Origin of the sequence: Kothea flammea (genome assembly GCF_052161645.1) — a bacterium.
Lineage (GTDB): Bacteria > Planctomycetota > Planctomycetia > Pirellulales > Pirellulaceae > Laterigemmans.
Genome location: NZ_CP197414.1, coordinates 5,552,789 through 5,572,148, shown reverse-complemented (window position 1 = coordinate 5,572,148; position 19,360 = coordinate 5,552,789). Strand labels below are relative to the sequence as shown.

14 protein-coding genes are annotated in these 19,360 nt (G+C 57.6%); 9 read left to right on the top strand and 5 right to left on the bottom strand.

The features are described 5' to 3' along the window. Positions 1-49: 49 nt before the first annotated feature. The 3 genes from SH139x_RS20765 to SH139x_RS20755 all read right to left on the bottom strand — a co-directional run bounded on the left by SH139x_RS20765 (position 50) and on the right by SH139x_RS20755 (position 3,059). Positions 50-499, bottom strand: coding sequence for a hypothetical protein (locus tag SH139x_RS20765; RefSeq protein WP_488351682.1), 450 nt, complete (start codon positions 497-499; stop codon positions 50-52). A gap of 56 nt (positions 500-555) precedes the next feature. Next, positions 556-1,695 (bottom strand): quinolinate synthase NadA, encoded by a 1,140-nt coding sequence (nadA, locus tag SH139x_RS20760; protein ID WP_488351681.1) that lies wholly within the window; start codon positions 1,693-1,695, stop codon positions 556-558. Positions 1,696-1,826: 131 nt separating this feature from the next. Next, the gene (locus SH139x_RS20755) at positions 1,827-3,059 is read right to left on the bottom strand and encodes a hypothetical protein (RefSeq protein WP_488351680.1); all 1,233 of its coding nucleotides are present in this window, start codon (positions 3,057-3,059) and stop codon (positions 1,827-1,829) included. Positions 3,060-3,434: 375 nt separating this feature from the next. On the opposite strand from SH139x_RS20755, the gene SH139x_RS20750 reads away from it, so the two are divergent. Continuing rightward, positions 3,435-4,280 carry an ion transporter gene (locus tag SH139x_RS20750; protein WP_488351679.1) on the top strand — a complete coding sequence of 282 codons (846 nt, stop codon included), beginning with the start codon at positions 3,435-3,437 and terminating at the stop codon, positions 4,278-4,280. On the opposite strand, the gene SH139x_RS20745 is transcribed toward SH139x_RS20750, so the two are convergent. Next, complete coding sequence (locus SH139x_RS20745; protein WP_488351678.1) at positions 4,277-5,239, bottom strand: DUF481 domain-containing protein; 963 nt, start codon at positions 5,237-5,239, stop codon at positions 4,277-4,279. The two genes, SH139x_RS20750 and SH139x_RS20745, sit on opposite strands and share 4 nt — an antisense overlap. Positions 5,240-5,711: 472 nt before the next feature. Between SH139x_RS20745 and SH139x_RS20740 the strand changes: the two genes are divergently transcribed. Together SH139x_RS20740 and SH139x_RS20735 are read left to right on the top strand one after the other, a co-directional pair. Beyond that, positions 5,712-8,267, top strand: a complete 2,556-nt coding sequence (locus tag SH139x_RS20740) for a DUF1592 domain-containing protein (protein WP_488351677.1) — start codon at positions 5,712-5,714, stop codon at positions 8,265-8,267. Positions 8,268-8,271: 4 nt separating this feature from the next. Further along, positions 8,272-9,615, top strand: coding sequence for a DUF1552 domain-containing protein (locus tag SH139x_RS20735; RefSeq protein ID WP_488351676.1), 1,344 nt, complete (start codon positions 8,272-8,274; stop codon positions 9,613-9,615). Here the strand turns inward: SH139x_RS20735 and SH139x_RS20730 are convergent. Beyond that, a complete protein-coding gene (locus SH139x_RS20730) occupies positions 9,612-10,862 on the bottom strand; it encodes a putative sugar nucleotidyl transferase (protein ID WP_488351675.1) in 1,251 nt (416 codons plus the stop codon). The genes SH139x_RS20735 and SH139x_RS20730 overlap by 4 nt on opposite strands. Positions 10,863-11,138: 276 nt before the next feature. Here SH139x_RS20730 and SH139x_RS20725 point away from each other — a divergent pair, with 276 nt between their 5' ends. The 6 genes from SH139x_RS20725 to ilvE all read left to right on the top strand — a co-directional run bounded on the left by SH139x_RS20725 (position 11,139) and on the right by ilvE (position 19,331). Further along, entirely contained in the window at positions 11,139-12,389 is a 1,251-nt protein-coding gene (locus tag SH139x_RS20725; RefSeq protein ID WP_488351674.1) for a hypothetical protein, read from the top strand. Between the two features lie 652 nt (positions 12,390-13,041). After that, positions 13,042-14,067, top strand: a complete 1,026-nt coding sequence (locus SH139x_RS20720) for an NAD(P)-dependent alcohol dehydrogenase (protein WP_488351673.1) — start codon at positions 13,042-13,044, stop codon at positions 14,065-14,067. A 157-nt stretch (positions 14,068-14,224) separates the two neighbouring features. Further along, positions 14,225-15,943, top strand: a complete 1,719-nt coding sequence (locus SH139x_RS20715) for a hypothetical protein (protein WP_488351672.1) — start codon at positions 14,225-14,227, stop codon at positions 15,941-15,943. A 45-nt stretch (positions 15,944-15,988) separates the two neighbouring features. Next, entirely contained in the window at positions 15,989-17,734 is a 1,746-nt protein-coding gene (polX, locus tag SH139x_RS20710) for a DNA polymerase/3'-5' exonuclease PolX (protein ID WP_488351671.1), read from the top strand. After that, complete coding sequence (gene trhA, locus SH139x_RS20705) at positions 17,731-18,381, top strand: PAQR family membrane homeostasis protein TrhA (protein WP_488351670.1); 651 nt, start codon at positions 17,731-17,733, stop codon at positions 18,379-18,381. Before polX ends, trhA begins: the two co-directional genes overlap by 4 nt. 83 nt (positions 18,382-18,464) lie before the next feature. Next, complete coding sequence (ilvE, locus tag SH139x_RS20700) at positions 18,465-19,331, top strand: branched-chain-amino-acid transaminase (protein ID WP_488351669.1); 867 nt, start codon at positions 18,465-18,467, stop codon at positions 19,329-19,331. Positions 19,332-19,360 lie beyond the last annotated feature (29 nt).

Sequence of the window (19,360 nt, the reverse complement as noted above, 5' to 3'; positions counted from 1 at the left end):
AACTGCATTCCAGCCAAAAATCGCAAATTGCGGAGAGGCTTGCCGTGGCCTAGTTTCCCGGAGCTTGCTGTTTGCGAATGTAGGAGTGGCATTCGACGCAGCGGACCGTGAGGGCGACATAACCGAGCGTTGCGCGGTTGACATCTTTATCTTTGGCGGCCGCGGCGATCAAATCGACGGTGCGACGGAAATCATTGCTTTGTGCTTCGTATTCCTCAGTCTGCAGCACGTTCCAGCCACTTTCCATGCTGAGCAGCTTTAGCTGGTTCGCGTTGCTGGCGATTTTCTCATAATCCTCTAGCGTCAGCCCCTCTAAGATCAATTTGGCTTTTTCCAGTTTGGATTGCATTAACGCCTTGAGCCGCGTCGGCGGGGCGTCCGCGGTTTGCGAACCATCACTGGCTTGAGTGATTTCCTTGGGCGGTTGTGCGGGGGCAAACTGCCAAGCGGAGCAGAGGCCAGCAGTACCGATGATCGCGAGCAGGGCTAGACGTTTCATTGATGATGATTCCCGGTTGATAGTTAAAAAATTGACCACGACGACCTAGCTGAACCTTACTTGACCGCCAACATCCGTTCGAGCGCGATTAGTCCCCATTTGGTTACTTCGGGGTCGACCTCGATGATGTTCACGGGGCTGCCATCACGCAGATTTTCCAAGGTCCAGCAGAGGTGAGGCAGATCGATGCGATACATGGTGGCACACATGCAAACGACCGGGCTGAGAAAATGAATCTCCTGCTCGGGGTGTTCAGCTTTCAGTCGGTTCACCAGATGCAATTCGGTACCTATCGCCCATTTGCTACCGGGTGGACTAGCTTTCACGGTGTTAATGATTTTGCCAGTGCTGCCGGATACGTCGGCCAAGTCGTTGACTTCGCGAGGGCATTCGGGGTGCACCAGAATTTTGATGCCGGGGTGGTTTTGGCGGAATTGAGCAACATGTTCGGGACGGAACATCTGGTGGACGCTGCAATGCCCCTTCCAAAGAATCACTCGGCTCTGTTCGAGCGCGTGTTCGGTGTTGCCACCGAGTTCCAACGCGTACGGATCCCAGACCGGCATCTCCGATTCATCGATCCCCATCCCCAACGCAGTATTTCTGCCGAGGTGTTGGTCGGGGAAGAAGAAGACGCGTTTGCCGCGTTGGAAAGCCCATTCTAAGACAGCCTGGGCGTTGCTGCTGGTGCAGACGATACCACCATGTCGACCGCAGAAAGCTTTCAAGCTGGCGGCGCTATTGATGTACGTCACCGGGATGACTTCGGCGGTATCGATCACCTCGCCCATATCTTCCCAAGCCGCTTCGACCTGATTGATCGCCGCCATATCGGCCATCGAGCAACCGGCTGCCAAATCGGGCAGCATCACGGTCACTCGCCGGCCATCGCGTTCGGCGAGTTTTTCTGGACGATTGGCCAACACGTCAGCTGTTTCAGCCATAAAGTGCACGCCACAAAAAACGATGAACTGGCACGACTCGCTATCGGCAGCCATTTGGCTTAACTGATAACTGTCGCCCCGCAGATCGCTGTGCGCGATCACCTCGTCCTGTTGATAATGGTGTCCGAGGATCATCAGTCGATCGCCGAGCTGTTCTCGGACCGCTTCAATACGCGCTTGCAACTCTTCGTTGCTTAACGTCTTGTACGGCTTTAGCGGGTGTAACGCAGTCGGTTCGGTGACGAGACTCAAGGTCCTACTCCATCCTAAGGTGCCCGGCGGGCTCGATCGAGTTTATTCGGGTCTCGATCAATTCCCTGTCGGTGAAAAAATTGGCTAACGAGCAAAAAAGTTGCTCCCTAGCTGATTGAATTATACGCGATTCAGCTCATCAAGATCACTGGCCAGGGGGAAAGTGGGGCGACAATTTCTGCGGCCACCAAATCCCCCGCGAAGACCACCAACTCGTGTGCGGCAAATTGGCTGAGGTCAAGACTGCCGGGTACTCTCCATTCCTGTTCCGCCCGCCAATCGTACGTTTTGCCGATCGGTTGAAATCGCCAGCGTTGGTTTTTCGGCAAAGTGGCCGACGCCAACGACTCCGCATAAACGACCGGTTGGCCACCAATGCGTTGTAAGGCCTCGCGACTAATCGCTAGCCCGTAGGGTTCATAATCCCAACGTGAGCGATGGGGGCGGAAGGTCCGACGAGCCAACAATTGTCTAAGGCCCACCGCAGCCAAACAGACGACGGGCCCGCTGCAGCGCCGCACCGCAGCCCCTCGCACGGTGCGGCGGCGAATAATCTCGGCTAACACTTCGGCCGCTGGCCAAGCCCGACCGGTCGTCCCTCTCAACAAGACTTCCCGTCGCCAACGCTCCCGAGTTTGTCCAGGCAGCGGTCCGCTGCGAGCCCGCGTGCAATGGACTAGCCAATCCCCTTGCTCCAGGCCGGCAGGGGGTGACCAAAGTTTGGCGACTTGCCGCAACTCCCCTCCGCTTGATTGATTGTTTTCAGCTGTTGGCAGATATCTTTCAGCAGCTGATTGATATCTGTCAGCTAGTAGCTCGTGGCTGGAGGCGGGAACATCGCGGGCAGTCGCGTCGGCGCTGGGGGGAGTCCGCGTTTGCCAGCGAATCGCCCCGTGTTCGATCAGCTGCTTGGCACCGTCGTCGAGCGTCTCACCGACGACCACCCAGACATGCTCGGGGTCGGTCAGCAACCGGCGTTGTAAACAGCGGGAGACGGTGCCACCGCGGCGGACCCTGAGCGCGAACAGGCTGTCGGACAATTGAACGATCGCTTCATCGCGTCGAGCGGGATCGGCCAACACCAGTTCCACCGTGGGAACTTGGTACAGGCAAGCTGCTTCGCGAACCCACTCCGCTGCCGCGGTGCCATCGGCGACTAGCAACGCCGCACCCCGCCGGGCCGCCAACCACGCGACCCGTTCTAGATCCTGGAACCAAGCAGATTGTTTTTCCACTGGTAAACCGAGGCGGGAGGAGACAACTCCGTACCACCGTTCGGAATGTAGTCCCTCCCCTTGTGCCTCCCACGGACATCCCTCGGGCCAGGGCTGACCATGCGTCTTAAGCATTGCCTCGACGGGCATGACAGACCTCCATGCAAGCAGACTGCGGTGTAATTCCGAAGCGCAACGCCTCAGTTCAATCCAACCAGCCGAGCTCCTACCGGCCGTCTCCGCGACACGTTGGCGGAATACTCCCTATCATACGGTTATCCCCAGCCGGTCAACAGGTTTCGCGACAACCCTTCCGTTTTTTTAGGAAGCCGGCAACTTCGGCGAATTGCTGCAAACTTGTTCCGCACACGCCTTCTTCGTTTTCAAATATTCGTTTTCAATCGAGCGCGCTGCATCGTGAATGCTGACCCTGCTAGTCCAAACGCTGCCAACCCTCTTCATCGCCGCATCTCCGCACGGCCGCGATTCCCGCGTCCTTCGCGGCAACGCCCCGCTGGGCCAGGTATGCGTCGTACCATGTACGAGATCATCTTCGAGGCGGACACCTTTTGGGGGCATGTTTTTGACATCTGCCTGCTGGCCATGATCTTAGCTAGCATTTCCGTGATCGCTCTAGAGACGGTTCCATCGATTCACAATAACGCAACCTTGATGAACCGGCTGCACACCGCGGAGATCGTTTTTTCCATAATCTTCGGGCTCGAATATATCTCGCGGCTGCTTGTGGTAAAGCGACCGCTTCGCTACACGCTCAGCTTTTGGGGTCTGATTGATCTGGTCAGCTTTTTGCCCTCCCTGCTGGTCGGCTTAACGACTACGCAGCCCGGGTCATTTGTGATTCTACGCTCGGTCCGTCTGTTGAGAATCTTCCGCATCATGAAGTTGTGGCGGATGCTCAGCGAGGCAGATGAACTGACCCAAGCGGTTTGGCAAGCTCGCGATAAAATTATCGTTTTCCTCGCCGTCGTGATGGTGGCCGTCACGATCAGTGGCACGCTGATGTATCACGTTGAGTTCGTGCCAGGTGAAGAGGGGGAATCCATCTCACAATTTTCCTCCATCCCACAATCGATGTACTGGGCGATCGTGACGATGACGACAGTCGGCTACGGCGATATTGTGCCGCAAACGACTGCTGGAAAATTTGTTAGCGCGGCCTTAATTCTCTTAGGCTACAGTCTAATTATCGTTCCCTCTGGATTTGTCAGCGCAGAGCTATCCGCCAAACGCATGCAGCGTGACACAGACTCGGCTCGTGTCTGCGGTGAATGCGAGAAAGCGAACCATGCGATCACCGCCAATTTCTGCGACCGCTGCGGCGCCCACCTCCCCGAGCGAGAGCTCACTTAGAACTTCCAGAGCAATAAAGCTGAGTAGAACAAGTCGTTCGGATCGAGCCCGTTCGGCGTGCTGTCATAACGATTTGTGGCGGCCAGTTTAAGGCTGAGGTTGTCGATGCCATCGAGCAGAATTTCCCAGCTGACGTCCGTGACCATCCGGTAATCACTCCAGCGATCCCACTGCGGGAAGTATTCAATTTGGGCTTTGACCTTTTGTCGTTCCGTAATTTGTTGAGCAGCTTCCAGCCCGAACAAAGCTTCCGGCACCCAATCTTCGTCGGGCCCGCCGAATTCTCGAGACGCACCAGCACCGAAGCGAGTTACAAAAGTTGATTGATCCGTTCGCACCCAATAATAGCCGAGACCAGAGTTGAGGTTCAGCCGCAGATCAAACGCTTTGAACTGGTCAAACTCCAAGCCCATTTTCGTAAATGCGGACCAAGCCGATTCGCCCAGCAGGCGGTCATAGTCGACGTTCAGGCGGCCGTTATCCTGAGTCTGCACCCCGTCCGCTTCGGTGTTTTGATAGTCAAAATCGATGCTGAACGTGTACAGTTCCGTGGCTCGTTCCAGGTCCGCACCGACTTGAGTGCTGGTCGTGCGTGAATTACCCTCCGATCCATTGAGCCCGAATTCGACGCTGTTGTTCCAGCCATCGAGCGGAATCCAGAGCCACGGATATTTTCGGTACCACGCGACGTGTGTTTCGGTGAGTGGCGCCGGGGGCGCCAATTGCTCCGCGATGGCGCTGCCGATCGGTCCTTGCGAGGAAAGCCCTTCCGGCGCGGTGGCTTCCGCCGCCATCGCTTCCAAGGCGGACATATCGACGGCCGGCGCGGAGTAGCCGCCCGGCGGAAGCGGCGGCGGTAGCTCTGAGTAGCCCTGAGCGAGCGCCAAACTGGCTGTGCCAAAGCAAGCGAATATTAGGCTGATCAGTGGAACAATGCTTCTGCAGCTAGCTGTTTTCATGAATTTTCAGATCGTTGAGGTGGTCTCGAATCAGCTCAGTTCAAGCTCAGTTCAGTTATCAGGGGCGAACGGCGGTCGCGGGGCCGGAGAAATAGTCATCATGGATAGGAAATGGCCCCTGGCTGACGCTGCGGTCGGGAGGCTACCAAAGGGGGGCGTGATAATGGAATATCAGTTTGGTAGCTCATTTTGGCTGTTTGTCTGGGGTTGGCTCTGCGGTACAATGGGGCTCCCTTCCTTAAAACTTGGCTCTCCGGCGAGAATGTGAGCCAGCGACGGCCCGCTGATGGCAGCCCAGCCGATGTCAGTGTCGCCGATGACAATCACGCCAAACAACTTTGCCCGCCTCCCCAAGCTCGCTTGAGATTACCCCGCTTGAAATGACATTCCTGTGTTTTTCGTTTGGCGATCGCGCTGAGCGTCGATTCTTGGAGCCTTTCAAGCTATCCCTCAATATCCCGGTTCGTCTTGCATGTTTAGCAACGCCCACGACCGCTTTTTGCCACTTCTCGCTCAATGCTGCCTCTGTGTCGCTGTGGCTCTGGCACCACTGCCGGTTGTCGCGGACGAGTTGGTTGCGGGAAATGAGTTAGCTGCCGGAAATGATGGGCAAGCGGGAGAAACGTCGGCCGCTGACGAGACGGCAGCTGGTGAAACTGCCAGCGATGAAACTGCCAGCGATGAAGCTGCCAGGGCCGAAGTGGCTGCCCTCTGGAACGAAAAAGCGATCCCCCTTCTGGGCGCCTATTGCGTTGATTGTCACAACGCAGATTTCCAAGAAGCGGAGCTTGATCTGGAGTCGTCAGTCGAACTCGACGCGGTGCTCGAGTCGCGTGAGCACTGGGAAAAAATTCTGCAACGCGTCCGCTTCGGCTCGATGCCCCCGGAAGATGCCAGCCAGCCGACAGACGAGGAACGCAGTGAACTTATTTTGGCGATCGAAAGCGTACTCTACGGCACCGCCTGTGATCTCACCACCAAGCCTGGTCGGGTGACGGTGCGGCGGCTGAATCGATCGGAGTACAACAACACCATTCGCGACATTTTTGGACAAGACTTAAAGCCAGCGGATAATTTTCCCGCCGACGAAGTCGGGGCCGGTTTTGACAACAACGGAGACGTACTTTCGCTCTCTCCCATGTTGTTTGAAAAGTACCTAGCGGCCGCCGAAGAAGTTGCCAAGCAGGTCGTCTTCGATCCCGAAGATGTCGAGCGAATTAAAGTCGAGCGGAGTGGCGAAACACTGCACGCCCTGGGCACCCGATTCGTCGGTTCGTTTTACAAGTTTTATATGTTGGAAGATGGCGTCGTGTGGGCTCAGTTCGACGCTCCCTACGATGGCAACTACGAACTGCGTGTGGCCGGCAGCGCGGGGCAGCCCGAACAGGAAGTCAAATTAGCGATCTACAACACGGCAGGTACTTTGCTCGATACGGTCGAACTGAAGTATGCCGACGGCGGTGGTTCGCACTCCCAGTCCTTCCGCCTTGAGCTAACGGCGGGAACGCAACGTTTCTTTGTCACCCGAGTTGCCCCCGATGAAGAGCCAGCGGCACAGCTTGAGGCCAGCAACCAACTCGATGAGCAAGCGTTGGCGGCAGCCTTGGCGAGCGAGTCGGAATCGTTACCGGTTGATCGCGGCTTTGAGCGTGAGGGGATCGCGTTTGCCGTCAAGAGTTTGACAATATCCGGCCCCCGTGGTATTCCGGACGCGTTACTACCCGCCGGGCACCGCCGTTTGATCAGTGACATGCCGCGGCAGAAAAAACAATTTGCCAAAGCGGCCCGGCCCGGCCTGCAATGGTTGCTGCGGCGAGCGTTTCGTGGACCCGTCGATGAGGAGACGTTGAATTCCTACGTGGCACTGGTGCAGATGGCTGCCGAGCGGGAAGACAATTTTGCGCGTGGGATGCAAATCGGCGTGGCCGCAATCTTGGTCTCGCCACGCTTTCTGTACCGCGTCGAACTGCCTCCCGCGGAGGTCGCCAAAGGCAACGCGGCTCCCTTGAGCGACCATCAAATTGCGACTCGGCTGGCCTATTTCCTCTGGAGCTCGACGCCCGACGAACGCTTGCTCGATTTGGCCGACGAGGGCAAGCTCATCGAGCCGACGGTGTTGGTCGGGGAGGTCGAGCGAATGTTGGCCGATCCCCGCAGCGAAGCGCTGGCCGATAACTTTGCCGCCCAGTGGTTGGGGCTGCGGAACCTCGACACCGCCGAGCCTGACCCCAGCCGATTTGCAGAGTTCGATGATGCTCTTCGGGGGGCGATGTTGCAGGAAACGCGTTTGTTGTTTCTCGACGTGGTTCGCGAGGATCGCAGCGTGCTCGATCTGCTCGATGCCGATTTCACGTTCCTGAATCAGCGGTTGGCGGAACATTATGGCATCGCAGGAGTGGAAGGTGACGAATTTCGCCGCGTCGCCTTGGGGGACACACCCCGGCGCGGAATTTTGACGCACGCCAGCGTGTTGACGCTGACCAGCAATCCGACTCGGACTTCGCCCGTTAAGCGAGGTAAGTGGATTTTGGAAAACATCTTGGGAACTCCGCCACCGGAACCACCCGTCGGTGTTCCAGAATTAGAAGCTGCCGGCGAATCAAATCCCGATGCTTCGTTCCGAGAGCAATTAGAAATTCACCGCGCTGACCCTAGTTGTGCTTCTTGCCACCGCACGATGGATGCGCTCGGCTTTGGCTTTGAGACATTCAACGTGATTGGCAGTTACCGCGAGCGGGATGGTAAGCATCCGATTGACGCATCGGGAGAATTACCGGGTGGGTTAACTTTTAACGGCCCGCTGGAATTAATCAAGATTTTGCGACAGCAAAATGGCGAGCAGTTTGCACGCACCACTGTGGAAAGATTGCTAACATTTGCTCTGGGGCGCGAATTGCGCTTCGAAGATCGTTGTTTAGTGGACGATATTGTGAGACAGGCCCAGTCGGATGATTTTCGGTTTTCGAGTTTAGTGCGAGAAACGATATTGAGTTCGGCTTTCCGACTCCAACAAGCTGAAGGAACCTAGAGACATGCCACATCAAGGACTATCACGACGCACGCTGTTGCGCGGTCTCGGTTTGACCATGGGACTGCCCTTGTTGGAAACGATGGGACCGGCCAATCGGGCTCTGGCCAATGCTGCGGGAACGACAGGCGGTGCATCCCCGGTGCGGATGGCAGCCGTCTTTTTTCCCAACGGCGCGATCATGCCCGACTGGGTTGCCCAAGGTTCGGGGGCTGATTGGAAGCTCGGGAAATCGCTGGCCGCTCTGCAGCCATTCCAGCAAAAGATCAACATGATCAGTGGTTTGGCGCTCGATAACGGGCGTGCGAAAAAGGATGGTGCCGGCGATCACGCGCGTGCCGGTTCGACCTTCTTAACGGCGGCTCGTCCCGTCAAGACAGCCAGCAACATTAAGGTTGGCGTCAGCCTCGATCAATTGGCGGCACAACAACTGGCTGGGCAAACCAAGTTGGCTTCGATCGAACTGGGAACGCAGGAAAGTCGCAACGCGGGGAGTTGTGATTCGGGGTACAGCTGTGCTTACTCGTCAAACATTTCTTGGCGAAGCGCGGAAACACCGATGTCCAAAGAAACGGTGCCCCGCTTGGCGTTCGAGCGTTTGTTCGGCAACGGCGATACCAAAGGGCGCGCCGAACGTGACTTCTATCGCAAGAGCATTCTTGATTTAGTGGCTCAAGATGCGAATCAATTAATGGGCCAGCTGGGTAAGTCCGACCGGCGGAAAATGGAAGAGTATTTCACCAGCGTGCGTGAACTGGAACTGCGAATCGAGCGGACCGAGCAGGCCGACCGAGCGGCGATGCCAGATATGGAATTGCCAGAGGGACGCCCCAGCGAGTTTGAAGAGCATTCGCGTTTGATGATGGACTTGATGGTGCTCGCTTTCCAAACTGACACGACGCGGATTGCCACCATGATGCTGGACAACGCGGGAGGTAATCGGGCTTACAAAGCGGTCGGCGTGAATGATGGTCACCATCAATTAAGTCACCACCGTAACGACGAAGAGACGGTGGCAAAGATTCGCAAGATCGATGCTTACTTGGCGGAGAACTTTGCCTACTTCTTGGAAAAACTCGACGCGGTGGTTGAGGCGGACGGCAGGACCTTGCTCGACAACTCGATGATCCTCTACGGCAGTGGCTTGAGTGACGGTAATCGTCACCGGCATGAGGATCTGCCAATCGTGCTGGCTGGCGGTGCCGGGGGCAAGATTGCCACCGGGCGTCATCTGGCCATGTCCGACGAGACGCCAATGGCCAATTTGTTCATGTCGATGTTGGACTTGGTCGGCGCGCCGGTTGAATCGATTGGCGACAGCACCGGACGTTTAGCGGGATTAGTTTAGAGCGTGCCGAGTTGGCCTTCACGCTCGCTTTCCGTCAAGCGATGCATGTCGCGAATTAGCTGTTGATCGCAATCGCGTTGTTCGACTTTTCGTCGCGCGAACATACGCTGTTGCGATGCGATCATGACGTCGGGGGGCAGTTCGGCGGTTTGCCCAAAGAGCCGTGCATAGTTGACGAAGCTGGGCACGTTGCTGGTCACAAATCCATATAACATGCTGCAAGCACCGATCACTTTGCCGGTAAAAATGCCGGTGTTGATGGCGGTCTTTGTGTAGTCGCCCATGACGCAGCCCATGAACTGCATGCCGGTAGCCACCCGCCCCGAGCTGTACTGCATGTTGATCGTGCCGTAAGTGTTCTTCAGGTCACTGTTGCAAGTGCCCGCCCCCAAGTTGATCCAGCTGCCCAGGTAGCTGTGCCCCAAGAAACCATGGTGCTGTTTGTTGGAGTACGGTTCGATGACGGACGCCTCGACTTCGCCGCCGATCTTCACCGTGTGCCCCAAACTGACCGCATCTTTGAGAGCGGCGTGTTCGATAACGCGTGTTTTGGGGCCGGCATAGACGGGGCCGGAGAGATAGCAGAAGGGGCCGACTTCGACATTTTCATCTAGCAAAATTGGGCCGGCCGAGGTGTCGATCACGGCGTAATCACCCAGCGTAGCGCCGGGAGCGAGAAACACGCCGTCTTGTGTCTGTCGATACCCGCCCGCTTGAATCCGATACTCCATGCTCTCGTTGATCAACCGCATGTTGGCCGCCACTACGTCATGTGGCCAGTTGAACAGTTGCAGTGGGGGTTGATCCTGAGCGCTCTGGAACGCGGGCAGTTCGGCGGTTGTTTCTTGCAGCTGGGCGATGATGACTTGCGGGTCGTTGGAAACTTTTTGGACGCCGTCGAGCAACAGTGCGGCAGCCACCACCCCTTCGCACTTAATCACTGCCGAGGTCTTGGCGCCGATCAACTGCTGGAAGGTGGACAAACAGCCGACAGCTGGAATAACGCGAGCATTTACAGCTAAAACCGGGCCATCAAGCAGCTTTTGGGAACTAAATGGGGTAACTGCGTAGTCTAAACGCTGAATTTCCACCAAATGATCACGAACGGCCCCTAAAATCGGCTGGTCCAATTTGCGGAGCCAGTCGAGCAGCCGGAAACTCGCACATGAGATTGCGTAGGCGGGCCTGCCCGTCGTGATGGGGGCCAAGTCACTGACTGAATTGTCTTCGAAGACAACAATTTGCATCGGACAGCCGGGGTACGTGGGGGCGTCACCAAGATGGTGTTTTCAACGGGAATCTTTCTGACTAGCACGATAGTGCAGGGGCGTCTTGGGGCCAAGCGGTCGCTGTAGTTCGCCTCACAGGAGTATTCGTACCCCAATTTAGCCCGCCATATTGATCCCTTGCCAGCTGGGCCCGCACCGCGCCCGATCCCGTGGCAGAATAAAGCAGCAGAGCAGAGCAACAGAGTAGCACTCCATGTTTCGCCACCAATTTCCATCCATTTGGATTCGTCCGCAGTGAAAGGACATCGCCGTATTGCCAATCCGCTGCTGCTAGGCATCTTGGTCGGCCTGCCAAGTTTTCTTTGGCAGGGGGCGGTCCGCTGCGCGCCTCCAGCGGTCCAGCCTGGAGTAGTGTCCGAGGTTGCGACTGATTTTGCTGCGGAGGTGGCCGCTTTGGGGGACCCAAGTCCGAGCCGCCGCACGCTGGCCCGTCATCGTCTGCAAGCGTGGGGGAGCGAGGCTCGCGAGTCGTTGGTGGAGGGGCTATCTGCGGAGAGTTTGGAAATTCGCTTGGCCGCCAAAGAGTTGCTCGAGACGCTCGACTCGCTGCAGCTGGAGCGTCAGATTGCCAATTTGCTGCGCGGTAGTTCCGAGCTGGACATCACTTTTTTGCCGGCTTGGGATAGGTTTCGTCAGTTGTGCGGCGATTCGTCCGGAACACGACGCTTATACGCTGGTTTGTTGCGCGAGCATGGTTACTCGTTACGTTGGTTGGCCGATGTGAGTGAACCGGGGCTGTTGGCCGACCCAGAGGAGTTGACTTCGCTGGATCACTATTTGCCGATCGAAGCCAAGTTGATCAATCAGGGCGATCCGCTCCGCTGGGCTTTAATTCTACTGGCCGCATCGCAGCGTCAGTTTATCGATGTTCCCGTCTTAACGTCTCGCGTCCGAGGTGGGCTGTTGAACCCTAACGTGCAAGCTGGACTGGCCGCTTCCAAACATTATCCAGTGCTGCAGCGTCTGATCGGCCAGTGGCTTTCTGTTGCATCGGCGAACTATGTGAATTCAACGATGCTGAAAATTGGTTTGGCCTATGACTGTCAGGACGTAGCCGTGGAGTTGGCGGAGCGGGCGCTGGCGAACCCCAACGCATCGCCCGCCAGCTTGGCCACCTCGCTTATATTGCTCGCTCGTTTGCAACCGGCGCGTGCGGAAACCGAATTGGTGCGGTGGGTTGATGATCGCCGAGTCTGTCACGTCTGGCAGATCGTTGCCGCTCGTCGCCGCGCCGTGCAGACACAAGTGGGCGACGTGGCGATTGCCTTGTTGTTGCACTTGGAAAACCGTGATCCACGAGAGCATGGTTTTGTCGACTTGCAAGCCGATCCGCAGTTGATCTTTCGCGAGTTCAGCATGGGCTTTGAGGATGAGAAGTCGCGTCTGGCGGCGCACGCCAGTGCGCAAACCACGCTCGGGTTCGAACTTCCTCGCCGGCCGCAAGCTAGACGGCCGCTGAGCCAGCAAGCTGGCTTTCAGCCTTAGGCTGGGCTCTCGCTCCGTTTCCGCTGCGGGCTTGTCCCGGCGGAGCGACAACTGGCCAGCTACTTGTCGATTTATTGATCGTTGGCGATCGCGAGCTGAGCACAAGGATGCCCATCACGACCCCCACGAGCTTGCCGCGGACGGGATCACAACTGGCAGCTACCAGGGCGGCTCCTTCCGTCGAGCTTGCCTCGGCGGGGGAACAACTGGCAGCTACCAGGCGGCCCCGAAACGCTCCCCTTTTTCCTGCCGCGATTCGCCTTCGGCGACTCGCGGCAGGAAAGGCAATATGTGCGTCGAGCGATGTAGCCGCCAGTTGCTTGCTCCGCCGGGACGAGCCCGGAGCGGAAGCAAATCGCTTCGTACTCGTAATCGCTCACGGTTTTCATAGCCCGTCGTTCGCTAAAACATCGTTGGCGATTACGAACACGAGCTTTGCCCCATCACGACCCCCGCGAGCTTGCCTCGTGCTCGTTGGGGTCCATTTTCGTGGGAACCGTCCATGCTTCCTGAGCTGGACGAGCTGTTGTGCCTGGTCCCCGCTATCTCAGCATGGCCCAAGTTATCTGGTACGCAGGGGGGCTGGTACGCAAGTTGCTGCTAAATGGTCTTGTAACGTTTGCACGCCCCTTGATTACTTCAGGATTGTTGCATGTCCCAAGTCAGCAACCGTGAGCGAGTCACTCACAAACGCTCGATTCCAACCATGATGACGGCGATTACTTACGCCGATTATGGAGGACCTGAGGTGTTGGTCGCTGGAGCGCGGTCGACACCACCGCCGTCGAGTGGCGGCGTTTTGATTCGCGTCCATTGTGCCAGCGTCAATCCCGTGGACGCGAGACTTCGCAAGGGGGAAATGCGGGGCCTATTGCCAGGCGGATTTCCTCGAGTGCCTGGATTCGATGTGGCGGGGGAAGTTGTTGCCGTGGGGCCCCGGAGCCATCGTCAAGTCGGTGATCGGGTGCTGGCCTTCCTCGATAATTTTTACGGCGGCGGCTGTGCCGAGTACGCGGCTTGTGGTGACCAGGCAACCGCGGTCCTGCCCGACAGCATGTCTTATAAGCATGCAGCTGCGTTGCCGTTGGCTGGATGCACGGCGCTGCAGTCGTTGCGCGATCATGGTAAAATGAAGCCCGGCTCTCACGTGTTGATCAACGGCGCCAGCGGTGGTGTGGGCGCCTTTGCGGTGCAGATAGCTGTCGCCTGGGGGGCTCGCGTGGATGCCGTTGCCAGCGGCGAGAACGAAGAGTTTTGTCGCTCGCTCGGTGCGCGAAATTTCTTTGATTATCGCCAAACCAAATTTACCGATTCCGATCGCCGTTGGGATTTGATTTTTGACGCGGCCGGCAAAACCAACTTTCATGAGTGTCGTGGTGTATTGACCAGGGAAGGTAGATATGTTTCCACCGAACCGAATTTCAGCGGTTTGCTAACAGCCGTGTTGACGTTCCCCTTTGCCAAGCAGGGACGCGTGATGTTAGCTAAGCCACGGCAAGCCGATTTGGCGACGTTGGTGGACCTCCACGTCAGCGGCAAGTTGAACGTCTATATCGATAGCCTAATGGATCTGTCGCAAGCGGCCACGGCGCATCGCCGCATCGAAGCGGGTGTCGAGCGAGGTAAGATTGTGTTGCGCAACGATCTGGCCGGGAAGTGTCCGCCTCCGCTGGGATAATCGTTACATTCGATATTTACGCGGTGAATCGGCCCCCCAAGGGGAGAAATAAGTTTGAATTTCAGCAGAAACGCTTGTGGCCTTTTGCGGAATTAGGTCCAACACTTAACAGGAGAAGCGAACTCAAATTCCAGCAGCTATTGCTTGAGAGTATTTCATGACGATCGGAACAACCACAAAACGGATTGCACTCGCCAGCCTCTTGTGGGCAGCCGCCGTGACGAGCCCCGGGGCTCCAGCGCAGGCAGGTCCACTATGTGATTGGTTGTTCGGCCGCCACGCTCCGCCGCCACCACCTCCCTACGCGGCTCAGTATCCCGTGTATGCGGCCCAGTATCCCGTCTACGCGGCCCAGTATTCAGCCGCTCAGGCTGTCGCACCTGTCAGTGGTGGTTACTCAGCCGGCTATCCTGGCACGCTGCCGCCAGTGAGTTATCAGGCTCCCGTTGGTGGCGCGGCTGCTTTGCAGATGCCTGCATATCAAAGTTACTATGGCGCGCCCGCAGTGGCACCCGCGGCTGTGCCTGCCTATGCGCCTGCGGCTGTTCCCGCCTATGCCGCCCCCGCTGCCGTCGATCGTGGTTACGGTGTTTACACGCCGCCGCTGCGAGGCACTTATCCGCCCAGCGGCGTGCCGCAAACATCTTATTACGGCACTGGAAACTACTATCCTGATTTTGATGGCGCGCCGGCCAACGTGGCTCCGGTTACGGCTTATCAACCAGCAATGAATCCGGCTGCGATTCCCGCCGCACCGCCAGCCGGTTCCACGATACAAACCTATCCTGGCATTCCAGCCGCTCGGCCCGGAGTGTTGGGTGGACTGTCAAGATTCTTCGGCTCGCTGTTCGGCACGGGTTATTCCACGTCATCCTACCGAGCCCCAGTGACATACTATCGGCCCGTAACGCAGCTTGATGCCAGCGGCCAACCAGTGGTGGTGCAGATGCCTTGCACCTCCTATCAACAGCAACTGCAGCGCACACCTTTTACAACGTTCGCACCCGCGCAAGGGGCTGGCACAATCGCGCCGCCCAGCGCCTGCGCGACCGTCCCCGGTGGTAGCGTTTACAATCCTTATAACAACAGCTTGCCCGCTGGCGTGGGCGATCCTTATGCTTCCAGCGGCGTTGCCCCGGCCGCCGGTGTGATGCCAGGAAATTATTATGGCCCACCCGTGGGACAATCGGCTCCAGCGACTCAGCCGGGCAGCATGAACCAGCCGGGCAGCGGCTTAAGTCCCTACACGAACCCCGACTCGATCCCGCTGGCCCCGCCCAGCCTCGATGGTGGCTCGTCATACGCGCCCAGCCCCTCGGCCGGTTCGCCGACGACTCAGGCCATGCCACCGGTGCGGATTATTCCCCAGACAACGTTGTCACCCAGCGGCCTGCGAGTGGAAGCACCGCCGCTGCAAAACTCCGACTCAGCCAGCTCATCAGCAAACCCCTATGTGCGTCCCTTGCCCGCTGGTGATTATCCCTACCCGCGACAACAGCAAGGTAGTCAACAAAGTGATTCGGCTCGCCCGCAGCAGCCAGACTATCAATCGGCTGAGGAACTGGCTGATCGCGTTGCCAGCAGTCAGCTGGGATACAAGCCGATTGAGTGGAAGGTGCAGCGAGCCAGCTATCAGCGGCCCGCGTCGGAGCAGCCGGTCTCGGATCCACCCCCGGTTCGCTTGCGCGCTCCGGCGACTGCTCAGCCGTCAAACGTCACTCAGCAGCCAACCCGACAGCCGCTCACCGTGCGTGCACAGCAAACGCCCCCAGCCGGGCCAATCCCTGCAGGCAGGCCAATCCCCGCAGCCAAATCGGCACCCGAATCGCGTGACGACTACCAGTCTCTGGGGTGGAGCTCGCGTCCTCGCCGTTAGGCTGCTAAGCTTCCGGGCACCGCCGTGCCCTGGGAGAGTTGCAGAATGGACAACGCGAAGATTGCCGACAGCTTTGAAGAATTGGCTGACCTGCTGGAATTGAAAGGTGAGAATCCGTTTCGGATTCGCGCCTATCGATCGGGTGCCAGGGCGATTCGCGACTTGGACACGCAAGTGGCCGAGCTGCTCAGTGATCCGGAAAAAAATCTGGTATCGGTTTCTGGGATTGGCAAAACGCTGGTCGAGAAATGTGAAACCTTGATCGCCACCGGCACGCTTCCCCAGTTGGAACAGTTGCGGGAGGATTTTCCCGCCGGCGTGCTGGCCATGATCGCCATTCCGGGCGTTGGTGCCAAAAAAGCGGCCCAGCTGCATCGTGAGCTGGGGATTTCCGACTTGGATGCCTTGCAGGCTGCTTGCACTTCTGGCGCGGTGCAGAAATTAAAAGGTTTTGGTGCCAAGACGGAGCAGGCTATTTTGGCCGGTTTGTCGTTGGCTGCCACCGCCCAATCACGGCTCCGCTGGGCCACGGCCGATCAATTGGCAGCCCAGTTGGCCGAACACATGCGAGCCTGCCCGCAGGTTGTGCGAAGCGAGTTTGCGGGGAGTTATCGTCGCGGTCGCGAGACTGTCGGCGATTTGGATTTGCTCTGCGTCGCCACCGATCGCGATGCCGTGATGGATCATTTCGAAGCCTTTCCCCAGCGGACCGAAACGATTCTCCGTGGCGATGACAAGAAAACCAAAGTGTCGATTCGCGTCAACAAAGGCTTCCAAGTGGATCTCCGCTTGGTCGAAGCCGATCAGTTCGGTGCGGCCTTGCAGTACTTTACCGGTTCGCAAGCTCATAACGTCCACCTTCGCTCGTTGGCGAAACGTAAGCAACTGAAAGTCAACGAGTACGGAGTCTTCCCCGAGGGCTCCGCAGATAGCATCGCCGGCGCGGAAGAAGCGGACGTGTATCAAGCGCTGGGGCTCCCTTGGATTCCGCCCGAGCTGCGTGAGGACCGCCAAGAGTTTGCTTGGGCCACCAGCGAGTCGGGTTTGCCCGACTTAATCGAGCTGGATGATTTGCGTGGTGACCTGCACATGCACACCACGGCAACCGACGGCAACGCCAGCCTGCGGGAGATGGCCGACGCGGCGATTGCCCGCGGCTTGAGCTACATCGCGATCACTGACCACAGCCAGCGCGTGACGATGGCCGGCGGGCTTGATCCGCAACGCTTGCGAGCACAATGGAAAGAAATCGATGCCATTCGTGAGGAGTATGCTGGACGCTTAACCATCCTCAAAGGGATTGAGTGCGATATTCTTGAACGTGGTGGGATGGATTTGCCGGATGACTGTTTGGCTGAGGCGGACTGGGTGTTAGCCAGCATTCACTATGGCCAACGGCAACCGCGGGAACAAATTACCGAGCGGATGCTGGGGGCGGTGGAGAATCCTCACGTTGATTGCGTGGCCCATCCGACCGGTCGGTTGATCAACCGCAGACCAGCCTATGACATTGACATGGAGGCGGTCTTTGCGGCGGTTGTTCGCCACGGAAAAATGATGGAATTGAATGCTAATCCCGCGCGACTCGATCTGCATGATGTGCATTGTGCGGCTGCGCGAAAGCATGGCATCCCGATTGTGATCAGCACCGATGCGCACGCCGTCGAAGGTTTGGATGTCATGCGTTATGGCGTGTTACAAGCTCGGCGGGGAGGTTTGACCGCCGCGCAGGTCGCCAACACGCGGCCTTGGACTGAGATGGAAGCGATGTTGGGGAGGTCGCCACAGTGACCAAGCATGAACCGACCGATGTGGTTTATCTGAGTCGCCGTGATGAGCGGGCCAACGCGATCACGCATGCCATCGGCTTTGTGGCGAGTTTGTTGGCCGGAGTGGCGTTGTGGTTCCATCCCGCCTCGCCCAGCTTTGGGCAGAGCGTGGCAGCCTCGGTCTTCGTGGTTGCCATGGCGGGTGTCTATTTTTGCTCCACAATGTCCCACGTGGTTTATGAACCGCGTCGCCGGCATCGTTGGCGAGCATGGGACCAAGGCGTGATTTACACGATGATCGCCGGCACCTACACACCTTTCATCTACAGCTTCAGTCCCGAGGGCTGGCGAGTGACCATTTTGCTGCTGGTGTGGTTGGCCGCCGCCTTTGGTTTCTCCAGCAAAGTGCTTGTTCGCTATCGCGTGAGCGGGATCTCGACGGTGACTTATATCCTGCTCGGCTGGTTACCCGCGATCCCGCTGGCCAGTCGTACGCCTTGGGAGTGTTTGGCCTGGATGGTTGCTGGCGGGCTAGCCTACACCCTGGGGATCATTTTTCTCACCCGCGACAAACATGTCACCTACTTTCACGCCATGTGGCACCTGATGGTGATGGCCGGGTCGGCTTTCCATTTTATCGCCGTCTACCGCATCCCCTATCTCAGCTGAGCACCTTGGAAGTCGCTTGGCTGACGTTATACTGTTGCGGCGATACTTTTTTCTTGTCTTAACCTAGGAATTGGGCCCAAGCGATGACTTTGCAAGTGAACATGAATGGCACGCTGGTTCCCAAAGAACAGGCCACTGTCAGCGTCTACGATCATGGCTTGCTCTACGGTGACGGAGTCTTTGAGGGAATGCGGAGCTACTCCGGCAAAGTCTTTCAGCTGAGCCAACACCTCGATCGGTTGTGGGAGTCGGCCCGCGCGTTGGCGTTGGACATCCCCGGCACCAAAGCGGAAATGGCAGCCGAAGTCGAGCGAACTCTGCAGGCCAATCAATTGACCGACGCTTACATTCGTTTGATCGTGACTCGCGGCGCCGGATCGCTGGGGTTGGATCCGAACCGTTGCAGCAATCCCCAGATCATTATCATCACTGATAAAATTGCCCTCTACCCCGAGGAATACTATCGCGACGGTCTCGACTTGGTGACCGCTTCGACCATTCGCAACCATCCAGCCGCCCTCAGTCCGCGGATTAAATCGCTGAACTACCTCAACAATATTCTGGCCAAGATCGAAGGCTTGCGAGCCGGTTGTGTGGAAGCTTTGATGTTGAATCACAAAGGCGAAGTGGCTGAGTGCACGGGCGATAACATCTTCACCGTCAAGCACGGTCGGCTTAACACGCCCCCGATCGAAGCGGGGATTCTCGAAGGCATCACCCGCAACGCCGTCATCGAATTGGCACTCTCTCAAGGGATCTCGGTCAGCCAACATCCGATGACTCGTCATGATGTGATCATTGCCGACGAATGCTTTTTGACCGGCAGTGCGGCCGAAGTCATTCCCGTGGTGCGGCTCGATGGTCGCGTGATTGGTGATGGCAAACCGGGCCCCATCACGCAACAGTTGTTGCAAGCCTTTCACCAACTGGTGCGCGGCAATCTAGTATAAGATTTATTGAGGTCGCATTCGTTACGAAG